Source organism: Novosphingobium sp. FW305-C-111 (assembly GCF_058783565.1).
The window spans coordinates 22680-35520 of record NZ_JBYSYP010000019.1; the positions used below are offsets into that span (position 1 = coordinate 22680).

The window sequence follows — 12841 nt, forward strand, 5'->3', positions numbered from 1 at the left end:
CCATTTCAGGTAGTAACCCTACCCTCCGGAACGACAGCCAGATCGCTGTAGATCGAGCAGCATGCAGCTGCGCCGCCGACGCAATCGCTCTCGCAGCGCGCAGCAATCAGAGTCATGGCGCGATCAAGCGCCTTCAGTTCGGCGATCCTGACACGGAGCGCATCGCGATGGTGCGCTACGACATCCAGTGCATCATCGCACGACGCGGGACTGTCGCGGATTTCGATCAGGGCCTTCACCTGTTTGAGCGACATGCCGAAATCGCGGCAACGCCGGATCAGGACCAGACGCTCGACGTCTTTCTGCTGATAGGCCCGATGCCCGCCCTGCGTCCGGTTGGCACCGGCAAGCAAGCCGACTTCTTCATAGTAGCGGATGGTCGGGATGTTGCAGCCAGACGCTTTGGCCGCCCTACCGATGAGCATTTCACGGGACATGGCCATTCACACTTTCCGTTTGCACCTCAAGTTACTTGAGATCGTAGAGGCATGTGCTTCGATTGCAAATGGAAGGACGAAAGCGATGAAAATGAAAGTTGTGTTCGGCATTGGCTTGGCCTGCGCGGCTTGCTGCGCGGTGCCGTTGCTCGGCCTCGGAGGCCTTACCTTGGGCGGTGCGGGCATCGCTGCAAGCTGGGGAATTTCGCTCGATTTGATCGTATGCGTCCTTGGCCCGCTTGCATTGGTGGCGAGCCTGATTGTCTTTCTGTGGGAGCGCCGCCGCGCTCAGCAATGCCTGGCTTGCCCATCGGACAAGAGCTGCGGGTGCAGCTAGCGGATCGACTTGGCGACATTGCTGATCCATCTGCGTGGGAGGATCACAAGAAACGGAACGCCGCATGAAGCAATTGGCCCTGTATCTCGTTGCGGCATTAGCCGAAATCGGCGGTTGCTTTGCCTTCTGGGCATGGCTGCGGCTCGATCGTTCACCGCTCTGGCTTCTCCCCGGCATGGTCTCGCTTGCTGTATTTGCCTGGGCGCTGACCTGGAGCGATGCTCCAGCAGCAGGGCGCACCTATGCGGCCTATGGCGGCATCTATATCCTGGCGTCACTGGTCTGGCTTTGGGCGGTCGAGGGCATCCGGCCCGATCGCTGGGACACGACCGGTGCTGCGATTTGCCTGTTGGGCGCCATGATCATTTTCTATGGACCGGGCCGAACAGGAACAGGAATCGGTTGATGACGGGAGCGCGCCCAGCCCACTGGGACAAAGTCTACACGACCAAGGCCGACGACAGCGTGAGCTGGTTCGAGCAGTCGCCGACGGTTTCTCTGGAGCTGATCGAGGCGGCTGGGGTCGGTCTGGGTTCAATCATCGACATCGGCGGAGGTGCTTCGCGACTGGTCGATGGGCTGCTCGCCCGGGGCCATGCCCACATCGCCGTGCTGGATCTATCCGCGCAAGCGCTCGAGATCGCCAAGGCCAGACTGGGTCCGCGTGGGGAAGCGGTGGATTGGATCGTTGCAGATGTCACCCAATGGCAGCCTGTCAGGCGCTTTGACCTCTGGCACGACCGCGCCGCCTTCCATTTTCTCACTACCCCCGGAGCCCAGGCCGCCTATGCCAAGACCCTGGACTCCGCGCTCAACCCGGGTGGTGTGGCAATCATCGGGACATTCGCCCCCGACGGGCCGGAAAAATGCAGTGGCTTGCCCGTCGCCCGCCACGATGCGGCAAGTATCGGGAAGGTGCTGGGGCCAGACTTCACGCTGGTGGACGAGCGTAGCCACGATCACGTGACGCCCGGCGGCAGTGTTCAGAAGTTCCAGTTCAGCAGCTTCCGGAAGGCGGGCTGAACCAGCCGCGCCTTCCGCATCCGGTCAGTGCCGCGCGTAGACAAACGTCCCTCCCGGACCGAAAGCGACAACATTGTAGTGATCCGCCTGCCGCCCCGGTACTTCCATGCCGGGCGAACCCAATGGCATCCCGGCAACCGCCAGCCCGCGAACGCCGCGTGGCTTCGCGGTCAGGACACGTCGCATGTCGGCAATCGGGACATGGCCCTCAAACGCTATCCCATCGACAATTGCGGTATGGCAACCCGAGAGTGATGCGGGCACACCGAGGCGGGCATCGAGCGCGGCGCGGTTGGCATCGTCGACGATCCTTACCTTGCGCCCGAACGCGGCCCGAACCTGGGCCGCCCATTTCTCGCAGCATCCGCATCCGGGGTCGCGGTGCATGACAATGTCCGATGCAGCCATTGCGGGCGTTGCGACGAGCATGAGTGCCAGAACGAGCCTTTTCATCGACGAATATCCTTCTGGCTATGAAGCCGCATTCGCCGGGTGGTTTCCGGCACGTTGGGGCAGAACGACCATCAGCACAATGATCGCGACCGCCAAGGCTGCCGACGCCATGGGTCGGCTCAAGGCAAGTCCGCCGTGATCGACCGGCTTGTCGAGAAAATCGCCAACCGCTGCGCCGAGCGGGCGGGTCAGGATGAAGGCGGTCCAGAACAGGATAGTCCGATTGATCGCGGTTCGGAAATAGAGCACCGCCACGACCGCGAGCATCGCCGCAAAAATCACCGCCGCTCCGATGTATCCGCGGCCCCCGGTATCTGCCAGCCAATCGCCTAGCGCGGTTCCCAGGGTTTGCGAGAAGGTGATCGTGATCCAGTAGAATGTCTCGGCGCGCGGCTCGTGGACACTTTCTACCGAGATCGTGCCCAAGGTCCTGTGCCATGCATAGAGCGAGGCAAGGACGCAGGCGAGTAGCAGCAGCGAGCCGCCGGTGTAGCCAATGCCGATCGAACGGGTCGCATAGTCGGCCATCGTCGTCCCGGCCGTCGTTGAGGCGATGATCGTCGCCCAGTAGAGAAACGGGTGAAACCGCCTTGCTTTCACTTGCCACCAGACCAGCAGCACCAGCAGTCCGAGGAAAATCGCGGTTCCGACCAGGTAGCCCAGGTTCATCGTCATGCTGACCGTGTCGCCGCCGGTTTCCCCAAGCGTGGTCGCGAGGATCTTGATGATCCAGAAACCGAGCGTCACCGCCGGGACCTTGGCCAGGTCGGAAAGCGTTGGCGACCCGTTAGGATCGAGATCGTTGGGGCTGCTCATGGTGACGTCAACTCCTCGTCTATAGGTGTTGAACTTGCCGTGCGCACCGGATTGCGGTGCCACACCGTCCGCCGACGCCGAACCGGCCAGCGCATGAACAGCAAGTCGCTGCCGGCCAGCCCGAAGATCAACCCCCCGATGGCAAAGCCGAGCAACCACCAGGTGTTGAAGTCCTCATGGTTCTTCCAGTCCATGATGTGCAGGCTCCAGAAGAAATCGTAGAGTCGCCAAGTTCCGGTGCGAACCGCGGTGATCCGGCCCGATTCCGCCGCAATGAACACGCTGGTCGAGTCAGGATCGGAATAGGCGATCCGCCACGCCGGAAGCGCGCCGCGATATTCGGGGCTTTCGGATGTAACGCGCGAGGCCTTCGAGGTGGGCCTTGAGGCGGATTTCCACGCCGCGTCGGCAATAGCGGTTGCCGCCACGGCATCGACGGACGGCAAAGCCGCGCCAGTTGCCGCGTCGAACAGCTTGACGCCGTTTGCAGTGGTCACTTCGGCAACCGCGCGGCCGCCCATCATGTGCCAGTCGATCGCTTCGACCGGCGCTCCGACGCTCGCTGCCAACCGGGCCGGATCGACGAAGCGGGCACCGGCAGGCAGCGTGGCCACCGCCGCGCGATCCACCAGATGTTCGCCGCGCACCTTGTCGATCGGCAGGAAGCTCATCAGCGCCCCGCTCGCAAACCAGATGAGGAGCTGCGCGCCGATGAACAGCGCCAGCCATTTGTGCAAGCGACTGGCGAACAAGTGGATGCGATGCTTGCCCTTCATCAAAACCAGAACCTGATACCTGCGACGAACTGGACAGTGTTCGGCTTGTCTCCGGCGAGGCGTGTATAGCGCGCGGTATCCCCGGTCCTACCCGACCACTCAACCCCGATATACGGCGCGAATTCCTTGCGGAATTCATAGCGCAGTCGTGCACCGAGTTCAAAGCTGGTCAGGCCCGAGCCGACGCCGATGGCCGGCATGTCCTGAGCCGAGAGGTTCAGTTCGAAACGCGGCTGGAAGATGAGCTTCTGGGTGATGCGTTCATCGTAGCTGCCTTCAAACCGGGCACGAACATCGCCCCTGTCCGACAGGAACAGCTGTCCGGTCAGGTGGAGCCAGTAAGGCGCGATGCCTTCGACGCCGACCACCGCGTAAGTGCGTGACGGGTTAGGTGCGATGTCGTGCCGCAGCCCGATATGGGCATTCCAGAACGGCGAAATCGCGCGCGAATAGAGCGCCTGAACCTCGAAATCCTCGATCGGCTTGCCGAAGCTGCCTTCGCCCTCGGTCTTGATCTGCAGGCGATCGATATCGCCACCAAACCAGGCATCGCTTTCCCAGCGATAACCGTCGCCGCCCGGGCGCGCTTGAAATTCGGCAAGATCGAACAGGATCATCGATCCGCTGAATGCGCCGTTCTCCCGGCGCAAGTCGCCGCGCGAACGCGCCATTTCCGCCGGATCGAACAGCGCATCGGCGGCATGATCGGTCGGCGGCGCGGGAGCGGGGGCGCTGCCAACAGCCGCCCCGTCCGGCTGCATTGCCGACATGTCGTGATCGCCGGTTTGGGACCCGGACATGTCCATTCCGGGCATATCCGCGGGTTGTTCCGGTGCACTGGGTGCATCCGGCATGGTGTGACCGGCATGCGGGTCGCTTGACGGCTGGCCGGGCACTGCCGGCGCTGGTGAGGCTGGTTTGGCCGGTGTCGGCTGGTCAGCGGGAGGCTTTGGCGGCATCTCCATACCGGGCATTGAGGTCTGCGCCAGGACTGGGCTGGCTGTCAGCGAAGCGGGCAGAGCGAAGGCTGCGGCAATGGCAGGTGCGAGCAACCGGGTCATTCGCTTGCCTCCTCTTTCCGGACCGTGACGACCCGGAACATGCCTGACATCATGTGAAGCAGCATGTGGCAGTGGAACGCCCAGTCGCCGAGCGCGTCGGCGGTCAGGTCGAACGAGACTTTCCCGCCCGGGAGCACATTGACGGTGTGTTTCACCGGATGGTGGCCAGGATTGCCGGTCACGACCTCGAAGAAGTGGCCGTGGAGGTGAATCGGATGCGGCATCATGGTATCGTTGATTAGATTAACGCGCACCCTCTCCATATGCCGGAAGGGGATCGGCTCGGTGTTTTCGCTGAACTTCTGGCCGTCGAAGGACCACATGTAGCGTTCCATGTTGGCGGTCAGATGCAGGTCGATCTCGCGCGACGGGGCGCGGGTATCGGGGTTGGGGGCAAGCGACTTTAAGTCCCGATAGGTCAAAACCCGATGATCGACTTTTTCGAGTCCGGTCGGACGCTCGCCGGTCCGATCCATCGGCATGGGCGACAAGGTTGCGACCCCCGGCCCCAGCTTGACCTGCGGCGCGACGGACGGATCGCGCATGTTCATCGCGCCGCCGCCCATTGCCGAGTGGTCCATGCCGACCATGTCACCACTCATGGCGGAATGGTCCATGCCCGCCATGTCACCGCTGCCCGCCATGTCCATCTCACCCATGCCCATGTCCTTCATGGTCAGCAGCGGGCGTTCTCTAATCAGGGGAATGGTTGCGATCATCCCAAGGCGCGGTGCCAGCGTCGCGCGGACCTGACCCGAGCGGTCGATCGCTTCGGCAATGAAGCCGTAGGCCTGGTCCGAAGAAGGCTGGACGATCACATCGTAGGTTTCGGCAATGGCGATCTGGAACTCGTCGGTCTCGACCGGCTGCACGTTCTGCCCGTCGGCGGCGACGACCGTCATCGGCAGCCCCGGGATCCGGATGTTGAAGTTGGTCATCGCCGAAGCATTGATGATCCGCAGGCGAACCCGCTCGCCCGGCGTGAACAGTCCGGTCCAGTTGGCTGCGCTGTCGTGGCCGTTCACAAGAAAGTGGTAGGTCGAACCGGTCACGTCCGAGATGTCGGTCGGGTCCATCCGCATTCCGGCCCACATCCGCCGGTCGGCGGCAGACATGTCCTTACCCGCGAGGCGGCCGGCCAACGTCTGCTTCTGCATATTGAAGTATCCGCCTTGCGCCTTCAGCTTTCGCAGGGTTGTGTGCGGATGCATGAAGCTCCAGTCGGCGAGCAGGATCACATGTTCGCGGTCATAGGCCACGGGATCGGGACCGGCGGGATCGATAACTATCGCACCGTAGAGGCCCATCGCTTCCTGCATGCCCGAATGGCTGTGATACCAGTAGGTGCCCGACTGCCGGACGGGAAACGCGTAAGGGAAGGTCGCGCCCGGCTTGATCCCCGGGAAGCTGACGCCGGGAACCCCGTCCATCTGGAAGGGCAGCAGCACGCCGTGCCAGTGGATCGAACTCTCTTCGGCGAGCGTGTTGGTCACCGCGAGGCGGACATTCTGGCCTTCCTTGAGGCGGATGACGGGACCGGGTGTCGCACCGTTGATCCCGATGGCGTGGCCTTCGCGGCCGCCGATGCCAATCATGGCATGGCCAATCGACAAGGCGATGTCCTCGCCTGAGACTGTCGCCATCGGCGCGGCTAGCCCCGGTGTGCCGGTGCGCGCCCAGGCTGGCAGTGTCGCCGACAGGGCAATTCCCCCGCATCCCCAGGCGGCGGAACGAATCAGGGTGCGTCGATCGAGCGAGATTGCTGGCATGGTTCTACCGGATGGAGTTGCGGACTGTCACAGGGCCATACGCAGCACCTGGCCTTGCCCCTCAAACCCGGTCGCCGAGTTGTGCTTTCAACTTGCTCCGGGCACGATAAAGCCGGGTTTCGATGGTCTTTTCGCTTACTGACAGCACCTCAGCAGCCTCGGTCTGGCTCAGGCCATCGACCGTTCTGAGCAGCAAAGCTTCGCGCAAGCGCGCGGGTAGTTGTGCGATGGCGGCGCTCACCTGCGCCAGCTCGGCCCGGTCGGCAGTTTGCACATCAGCGGGGACCGCATTGTCGGAAATGTCGAATGCATCTTCCAGAGGTGCGGCGCGGGTGAAGAAGGCCCGAACCCTGCGCCGCCGTGCCCAGTCGCGGCACTTGTTGAGCGCAATCCGCTTGAGCCAGACGGAGAACGGGCGCTCACGATCGTAGCTTGCGAGCGCCGCAAAGGCCGCGACGAAGGTTTCCTGGGTGATGTCGAGCGCCTCGTGCGGATCCCCGGTGGTGGCGCGGATCAGACGGAACACCGGCTCGCGGTGCCGTGCCAGCAGTTCACGGTAGGCGTCCTGCCGGCCTGCGAGAGCCAACGCCGCGAGCTCCGCGTCGCTGCCATCGGTCAGCGGCAGACTCACCGGTCTTCTGGAGTCAGGGCCCTGGTAACGGTCCTGTCGAACTTGACTGCCTGATCGGGCCTGAGCACGGCGCGCATCGCAAACAGGTGCTCGAGCGTTTCCTTCTGCATCTCGCCCATCACCATGTGGGTGTGATCGATGGCGGCGGTGACCTCGGGTCCATAGCCATGCTCGGCCTGCATCGCAGTAGCGAGATGGGCGTTCGCTGCTCGCATCTCGAGTTCGAGCGCCTTGCGCCGCGTGGCGAAACGCTGCTCGATTGCCTCGATCTTCGCTTGCTGCGCGGGATCGAGGTCGAGTTCGGTATGCAAAAGTGCGTGCAGCTCTGTTTCGGTCTGTTTTTCGGGCGCGAGCAGCACGCGGCCGGCGTAGGTGCCGCCCATGGCTGCTACGAAGGCGACGATGGCGATCAAAACCAGTCGCTTGCTCCAGCTCACGGGTGGACATCCAGGAGGGTCGATGGGGCAAGCGGATTGTCTGGCGCGAAGGGCGACAGCGGCTGCGCGGTAGCAGGTTCGCTGCCCGCCAACCCGCCACCTGCCAGCCCCACGACCAGCGCAAGGCCCGCCGCGAAGCCCATCAGGCGCGGCGCGACCGCGGCCTCGCGGTGGCTGCGCGCAAGGCCTGCGAACACGGCATCGTTGATTTCGGCCAGCCCCGGCGGGACTGGTAATGCGCCAAGGCGGTGAAGCGCCTGATCGATATCGGGCACGAGCAGTCTCCCTATGTCCTGTCGGCTTATACGCAGTCGCTGCCGCGATCCCTCAGCGAAATTCGTCCGCGATAAATCCAAGGGCCGACGCTGCGGGCTGCGTATTCCCCGATGACACACACCCAGGAGAATTCTGATGCGCCTGCCCAGTCTCGCCCTCGCCGTCGCGGCAATGGGACTAGTCGTCCCGCAGCTTGCCGCTGCCCACACCGCGCTCGTCTCGTCTAGCCCCGCAGCCAACGCCAGGGTCGCTGCCCCGACCAAGATCGAGCTGCGCTTCAACGAAGCGGTCATCGGCGCCACGGCGCGCGCCACGATCGCGATGACCGGTATGCCCGGCATGGCGAGCCATGCGCCGATGCCGATCACCGGCTTCACCGCCCAGATGGGCAAGGACCGCAAATCGATGACGCTGCTGCTCCGGCGTCCGCTGACGGCGGGCACCTATCAAGTGACATGGACCGCCGCCGGTGCGGACACCCACCGCATGAGCGGTACTTTCAGCTTCACCGTGCGCTAAGGTCCATGGATAACCTGCCCGTCATCGTCGTCCGGTTCGCGCTCTATGCCGACCTGATGGTGCTGGCGGGCATGGTCGCGTTCTCATTCTACGCCATTTCGCCCACAGAACGCACGTCGGGCATCTTTCCCCTGACCAAGCCCGCGATTGTCCTCGCTGCGGTAGGGCTTCTGTTGTCCGGCGTCGGTATGCTGTTACTTGCCGCTGCGATGACGGGATCGAGTGTCTTGGCTCTCGATGGCGAAGTCCTGCGCGAGATCGTCAGCGAAAGCGCGATCGGCAGCGCCTGGATCGTCCGCATGGTGGCGATGGTCACGGCCGTGTTGTCGGCGTGTGCGCTCGCTCGCCTTCCGGCGGCGGCCCGCTGTGCCCTGCTCGCATCGACCTCGCTCGCAATCGCCACATTGGTTTGGACCGGCCACGCCGGCGCGACGGAAGGTTGGATCGGAACCGTTCACCGACTGAGCGACATGATCCACATGCTGGCGGCAGCGGTCTGGCTTGGCGGCATTGCCGCCTTTTCGTGGATGCTGTTTTGCCCAACGACCGCTCTGTCCGGCGAGCACCTGTCCGTTACACACCGCGCGCTTGATCGCTTTTCGCGGGTCGGCACGTTCGCCGTCGGCCTGATCGTCGCCACGGGCATCGTCAATTGCCTCGCTGTCGTGGGCTTTCCGCATTTCTCGGGGCTGCCCCTGACAGCCTATGGCAAGTTGCTGATTGCCAAGTTGCTGCTGTTCGGCGCGATGCTGGCGCTGGCCGGGCTCAATCGTTGGCGGCTGACACCCGCCCTGGAGGTTGCGATCCGCAATGACAGTCCGACATTGGCCGTAACCGGACTCAGACGAAGCCTGCTGGCCGAGGGTGGCGCCGCGCTCGCAATCCTCGCATTGGTCGCCTGGCTCGGGACCTTGGATCCGCTCGGTATCACGGAATGAATTGGCGCTTGACCCTGACATGATGTCAAGGTTCACAAAGCTGCGACCGAAGGAAAACATGGCATGGCCGAGTCGCATCAAAATCACACCCACGACGCAAATTTCGCCGCGCCAGCGCAGGGAACGGTAACCGATCCCGTCTGCGGAATGAGCGTCGATCCAAAGACCACACCGCATGTCGCGACCCATGCGGGCACGCATCACTACTTCTGCAGCGCGGGCTGTCTTGCCAAGTTCAATGCCGACCCGGCGCGCTACGCGGGCGACGCACCGCGGAAGGTCGAAGCCGCCCCCGAAGGTGCAATCTGGACCTGCCCGATGCATCCCGAGGTCCAGCGACCGGGTCCGGGAAGCTGTCCGATCTGCGGCATGGCCCTGGAGCCGATGACCCCGACGCTGAACGACGGGCCTTCTCCCGAATATGCGGACATGAAGCGGCGCTTTATCATCGGACTTGTCCTGACACTGCCCGTTGTCGCACTCGAAATGGGCGGTCACCTGCTGGGACTCAATCGACTGATCGGCCAACAGATGTCGAACTGGCTGCAAATGGCGCTCGCAACGCCGGTCGTGCTCTGGGCTGGCTGGCCGTTCTTCGAACGCGGCGGGGCTTCAGTGAAGAGCCGCCATCTCAACATGTTCACGCTGATTGCCATGGGAACGGGCGTCGCCTGGGCATACAGCATGGTGGCTGCACTCCTCCCCGGTGTTTTCCCGGTGGCATTCCGGACGGCGCACGGCGCGGTCCCTGCCTATTTTGAGGCGGCGGCGGTGATCACTGTGCTGGTCCTGCTCGGCCAATTGCTCGAACTGCGCGCGCGCGAGACGACCAGCGGCGCGATCCGGGCCTTGCTCGATCTCTCACCCAAACTTGCCCGGCGGGTCCGTGCCGACGGATCGGATGAAGAAGTCCCGCTCGACGAAGTTCTGGTCGGCGACACGTTGCGGGTCCGCCCCGGCGAGAAGGTTCCGGTTGACGGTGTGGTAATCGATGGCCGCGGCACGGTCGATGAATCGATGGTGACGGGCGAATCCATGCCCGTCACCAAAGATTCCAAGTCGAAGCTGATCGGCGGCACAATCAACCAGACCGGCGGCCTGGTCATGCGCGCCGAGAAAATCGGGCGGGACACCATGCTCGCGCGCATCGTCCAGATGGTCGCCGACGCTCAGCGCAGTCGCGCGCCGATACAGCGGCTTGCCGATACGGTTTCGGGTTGGTTCGTTCCTGCCGTCATTGCAGTTGCAGCGCTGGCCTTCGTCGTCTGGTCGCTCGCCGGTCCGCCCCCTGCGATGGGCTATGGCCTGATTGCGGCTGTCGCGGTGCTGATCATTGCCTGCCCTTGTGCTCTGGGCCTCGCCACCCCGATGTCGATCATGGTCGGTGTCGGACGCGGCGCGCAGGCCGGCATCTTGATCAAGAATGCCGAAAGTCTCGAACGGATGGAAAAAGTCGACACGCTCGTCGTCGACAAGACCGGCACGCTCACCCAGGGCAAACCGGCGGTGGTTGCGATCGAGACCGCAGAAGGGTTCGACGCGGACGAAGTGCTGCGCCTTGCCGCCAGTCTCGAACGCAGCAGCGAGCATCCCCTGGCCCTGGCCATCGTCAAGGCCGCTGAAGCAAAGGGCCTCGCAATCAGCGAGCCGAGCGAGGTCGATCAGCCTGTCGGCAAGGGGATAACCGGCTCGATCGGTGGTCGCCGCATCGTTGCCGGCAATGCGCGCTTTGTGGACGAGCAGAACATTGCAACCGCCGAACTAAGCGATCAAGCTGATCGTCTGCGCAGCGAAGGCGCAACGGCGATTTTTCTGGGCGTCGATGGCCGGATCGCAGGCGCCATCGGTATCGCCGATCCAATCAAGGAAACGACCCCTGCCGCGCTTCTCGCGCTCGCCGAGGCGGGCGTCCATGTCATCATGCTGACCGGCGACAACCGCGTCACAGCCGAGGCGATCGCCAATCGATTGGGCATCACCGATATCGAAGCCGATGTCCTGCCCGAACAGAAAAGCGCCATCGTCAAGCGGCTGCGCGCGGAAGGACGGATCGTCGCCATGGCCGGTGATGGGGTAAACGACGCCCCAGCGCTTGCCGCCGCCGATGTAGGCATCGCTATGGGCTCAGGCACCGATGTCGCCATCGAAAGCGCCGGGATCACGCTGCTCAAGGGCGATCTTACCGGCATCGCCCGCGCCCGGCATCTCAGCCGGGCGACCATGGGAAACATCCGGCAGAACCTGTTCTTCGCCTTTGCCTATAATGTTGCTGGCATCCCGGTCGCGGCGGGTGCGCTCTATCCGCTGTTTGGCCTCATGCTTTCGCCGATCATCGCTGCAGCGGCGATGGCGCTGTCCTCGGTCAGCGTCATTGGCAATTCGCTGCGCCTGAGGAGGATCGCATTGTGAATATCGGGCAGGTTTCGAAGGCGACAGGCGTGTCGCTGCGGATGATCCGCCACTACGAGGGCATCGGACTGATGCCGCCGCCCGATCGTCGTGACAATGGCTACCGGGACTACACGCCGCGTTCGATCGAGCGCCTGCACTTCATTGCCAACGCCCGCGACCTCGGGTTCTCCGTCGACGAGATCAGCGCTCTTCTCGGCCTCTGGGATGACCGGACAAGGGCCAGCAGCGAGGTCAAGGCCATTGCTCTCGGGCATGCCAGGGACCTTGCGCGCAAGGCGGCGGCATTGGAGGCGATGCGACGCACCCTGCTGGACCTGGTCGAAGGGTGCAGCGGCGATGCAAGACCCGATTGTCCGATACTTGCTGGCCTGGCGACCGGGCCGGTATCCAAGTCTGTAACCAATAGTGCCTAAGTCGCGAATTGACTGTTTAGCGCGCTACTGCGATGGAGATTAGATGAAGCGTTGGTTTTCCTTGGCTCTGCTCATGGGAGCACTGCTCGGCCTGATCGGCCAGGAAGCCGCTTTTGCGCGAGTTGTGCCCGCCGCGCAGGCCGCGCAGACAAGCGCTGTTGTCCAGACAGACTCTAGTCACATGAGCGCGGAGTGTGCCGAGATGATGAAGCTTGCACAGCAGCCGCAGCCAGACGCGCCGTGTCAGGGCATGACGCCCGATTGTGTGGCCAAGATGGGATGTGCGGTCCCAGTTGCGCTGATTCCGCCGCTCTTGGGCGCTGCTCCGACGAAATTCCGCCTGTTGGCGCCACGGCAGATGCCGGTTGCGCGGCTGGTCGGGCGCGAAATCAGTCCCGAACCCCATCCACCCGCCGCCCTTGGCTGAACCCCAGCGACGCACTTGCGAACCCGTGTTCGCGGCGCGTCACCTCGCAGTTCAATCAAGGATTTTCGACATGAAGACTATTTTGACGCTCGCTGCCGTTGCAGCGGCACTCGCAG

Annotated in this window: 17 protein-coding genes; 8 read left to right on the top strand and 9 right to left on the bottom strand. The window is 63.5% G+C overall.

Annotation, left to right across the window (positions count from 1 at the left end; translation table 11 throughout):
* Positions 1–5 precede the first annotated feature (5 nt).
* Positions 6–443 carry a MerR family transcriptional regulator gene (locus AC3WLD_RS17375; protein WP_492558237.1) on the bottom strand — a complete coding sequence of 146 codons (438 nt, stop codon included), beginning with the start codon at positions 441–443 and terminating at the stop codon, positions 6–8.
* Here AC3WLD_RS17375 and AC3WLD_RS17380 point away from each other — a divergent pair.
* The 3 genes from AC3WLD_RS17380 (at position 436) to AC3WLD_RS17390 (ending at position 1797) form a co-directional block, all read left to right on the top strand.
* Complete coding sequence (locus AC3WLD_RS17380; protein ID WP_492558238.1) at positions 436–774, top strand: hypothetical protein; 339 nt, start codon at positions 436–438, stop codon at positions 772–774. The two genes, AC3WLD_RS17375 and AC3WLD_RS17380, sit on opposite strands and share 8 nt — an antisense overlap.
* A gap of 64 nt (positions 775–838) precedes the next feature.
* Positions 839–1180, top strand: coding sequence for a YnfA family protein (locus AC3WLD_RS17385; RefSeq protein ID WP_492558239.1), 342 nt, complete (start codon positions 839–841; stop codon positions 1178–1180).
* The gene (locus AC3WLD_RS17390; RefSeq protein WP_492558240.1) at positions 1180–1797 is read left to right on the top strand and encodes a class I SAM-dependent methyltransferase; all 618 of its coding nucleotides are present in this window, start codon (positions 1180–1182) and stop codon (positions 1795–1797) included. Before AC3WLD_RS17385 ends, AC3WLD_RS17390 begins: the two co-directional genes overlap by 1 nt.
* Positions 1798–1821: 24 nt before the next feature.
* Here AC3WLD_RS17390 and AC3WLD_RS17395 read toward each other — a convergent pair whose 3' ends face one another.
* The 8 genes from AC3WLD_RS17395 to AC3WLD_RS17430 all read right to left on the bottom strand — a co-directional run bounded on the left by AC3WLD_RS17395 (position 1822) and on the right by AC3WLD_RS17430 (position 8015).
* Positions 1822–2250: a DUF411 domain-containing protein gene (locus AC3WLD_RS17395; protein ID WP_492558241.1), complete on the bottom strand. Its 429-nt coding sequence runs from the start codon at positions 2248–2250 to the stop codon at positions 1822–1824.
* Positions 2251–2268: 18 nt separating this feature from the next.
* Entirely contained in the window at positions 2269–3066 is a 798-nt protein-coding gene (locus AC3WLD_RS17400) for a COG4705 family protein (protein WP_492558242.1), read from the bottom strand.
* Complete coding sequence (locus AC3WLD_RS17405) at positions 3063–3842, bottom strand: PepSY domain-containing protein (protein WP_492558243.1); 780 nt, start codon at positions 3840–3842, stop codon at positions 3063–3065. Before AC3WLD_RS17405 ends, AC3WLD_RS17400 begins: the two co-directional genes overlap by 4 nt.
* Positions 3842–4903 (bottom strand): copper resistance protein B, encoded by a 1062-nt coding sequence (locus tag AC3WLD_RS17410; protein ID WP_492558244.1) that lies wholly within the window; start codon positions 4901–4903, stop codon positions 3842–3844. Before AC3WLD_RS17410 ends, AC3WLD_RS17405 begins: the two co-directional genes overlap by 1 nt.
* The gene (locus AC3WLD_RS17415; protein WP_492558245.1) at positions 4900–6672 is read right to left on the bottom strand and encodes a copper resistance system multicopper oxidase; all 1773 of its coding nucleotides are present in this window, start codon (positions 6670–6672) and stop codon (positions 4900–4902) included. The genes AC3WLD_RS17410 and AC3WLD_RS17415 overlap by 4 nt, the downstream gene beginning before the upstream one ends.
* A gap of 61 nt (positions 6673–6733) precedes the next feature.
* Positions 6734–7303 carry an RNA polymerase sigma factor gene (locus AC3WLD_RS17420; RefSeq protein ID WP_492558246.1) on the bottom strand — a complete coding sequence of 190 codons (570 nt, stop codon included), beginning with the start codon at positions 7301–7303 and terminating at the stop codon, positions 6734–6736.
* Positions 7300–7740, bottom strand: coding sequence for a periplasmic heavy metal sensor (locus tag AC3WLD_RS17425; RefSeq protein WP_492558247.1), 441 nt, complete (start codon positions 7738–7740; stop codon positions 7300–7302). The genes AC3WLD_RS17420 and AC3WLD_RS17425 overlap by 4 nt, the downstream gene beginning before the upstream one ends.
* The gene (locus AC3WLD_RS17430; RefSeq protein WP_492558248.1) at positions 7737–8015 is read right to left on the bottom strand and encodes a hypothetical protein; all 279 of its coding nucleotides are present in this window, start codon (positions 8013–8015) and stop codon (positions 7737–7739) included. Before AC3WLD_RS17430 ends, AC3WLD_RS17425 begins: the two co-directional genes overlap by 4 nt.
* A 136-nt stretch (positions 8016–8151) precedes the next feature.
* Between AC3WLD_RS17430 and copC the strand changes: the two genes are divergently transcribed.
* From copC to AC3WLD_RS17455, 5 genes are all read left to right on the top strand, one after another.
* Complete coding sequence (gene copC, locus AC3WLD_RS17435; RefSeq protein WP_492558249.1) at positions 8152–8535, top strand: copper homeostasis periplasmic binding protein CopC; 384 nt, start codon at positions 8152–8154, stop codon at positions 8533–8535.
* A gap of 5 nt (positions 8536–8540) precedes the next feature.
* Positions 8541–9473: a copper homeostasis membrane protein CopD gene (gene copD / locus AC3WLD_RS17440; protein ID WP_492558250.1), complete on the top strand. Its 933-nt coding sequence runs from the start codon at positions 8541–8543 to the stop codon at positions 9471–9473.
* Between the two features lie 63 nt (positions 9474–9536).
* A complete protein-coding gene (locus AC3WLD_RS17445) occupies positions 9537–11882 on the top strand; it encodes a heavy metal translocating P-type ATPase (RefSeq protein WP_492558251.1) in 2346 nt (781 codons plus the stop codon).
* A complete protein-coding gene (gene cueR, locus AC3WLD_RS17450) occupies positions 11879–12298 on the top strand; it encodes a Cu(I)-responsive transcriptional regulator (protein ID WP_492558252.1) in 420 nt (139 codons plus the stop codon). The genes AC3WLD_RS17445 and cueR overlap by 4 nt, the downstream gene beginning before the upstream one ends.
* Before the next feature lie 43 nt (positions 12299–12341).
* The gene (locus AC3WLD_RS17455) at positions 12342–12725 is read left to right on the top strand and encodes a hypothetical protein (protein ID WP_492558253.1); all 384 of its coding nucleotides are present in this window, start codon (positions 12342–12344) and stop codon (positions 12723–12725) included.
* Positions 12726–12841 lie beyond the last annotated feature (116 nt).

Excerpts from the sequence above, each read along its gene's own strand:
- AC3WLD_RS17380 (WP_492558238.1), top strand. The coding sequence starts at position 436 with ATGGCCATTCACACTTTCCGTTTGCACCTCAAGTTACTTGAGATCGTA.
- AC3WLD_RS17375 (WP_492558237.1), bottom strand. The coding sequence starts at position 443 with ATGGCCATGTCCCGTGAAATGCTCATCGGTAGGGCGGCCAAAGCGTCT.
- AC3WLD_RS17385 (WP_492558239.1), top strand. The coding sequence starts at position 839 with ATGAAGCAATTGGCCCTGTATCTCGTTGCGGCATTAGCCGAAATCGGC.
- AC3WLD_RS17390 (WP_492558240.1), top strand. The coding sequence starts at position 1,180 with ATGACGGGAGCGCGCCCAGCCCACTGGGACAAAGTCTACACGACCAAG.
- AC3WLD_RS17395 (WP_492558241.1), bottom strand. The coding sequence starts at position 2,250 with ATGAAAAGGCTCGTTCTGGCACTCATGCTCGTCGCAACGCCCGCAATG.
- AC3WLD_RS17400 (WP_492558242.1), bottom strand. The coding sequence starts at position 3,066 with ATGAGCAGCCCCAACGATCTCGATCCTAACGGGTCGCCAACGCTTTCC.
- AC3WLD_RS17405 (WP_492558243.1), bottom strand. The coding sequence starts at position 3,842 with ATGAAGGGCAAGCATCGCATCCACTTGTTCGCCAGTCGCTTGCACAAA.
- AC3WLD_RS17410 (WP_492558244.1), bottom strand. The coding sequence starts at position 4,903 with ATGACCCGGTTGCTCGCACCTGCCATTGCCGCAGCCTTCGCTCTGCCC.
- AC3WLD_RS17415 (WP_492558245.1), bottom strand. The coding sequence starts at position 6,672 with ATGCCAGCAATCTCGCTCGATCGACGCACCCTGATTCGTTCCGCCGCC.
- copC (WP_492558249.1), top strand. The coding sequence starts at position 8,152 with ATGCGCCTGCCCAGTCTCGCCCTCGCCGTCGCGGCAATGGGACTAGTC.
- copD (WP_492558250.1), top strand. The coding sequence starts at position 8,541 with ATGGATAACCTGCCCGTCATCGTCGTCCGGTTCGCGCTCTATGCCGAC.
- AC3WLD_RS17445 (WP_492558251.1), top strand. The coding sequence starts at position 9,537 with ATGGCCGAGTCGCATCAAAATCACACCCACGACGCAAATTTCGCCGCG.
- AC3WLD_RS17455 (WP_492558253.1), top strand. The coding sequence starts at position 12,342 with ATGAAGCGTTGGTTTTCCTTGGCTCTGCTCATGGGAGCACTGCTCGGC.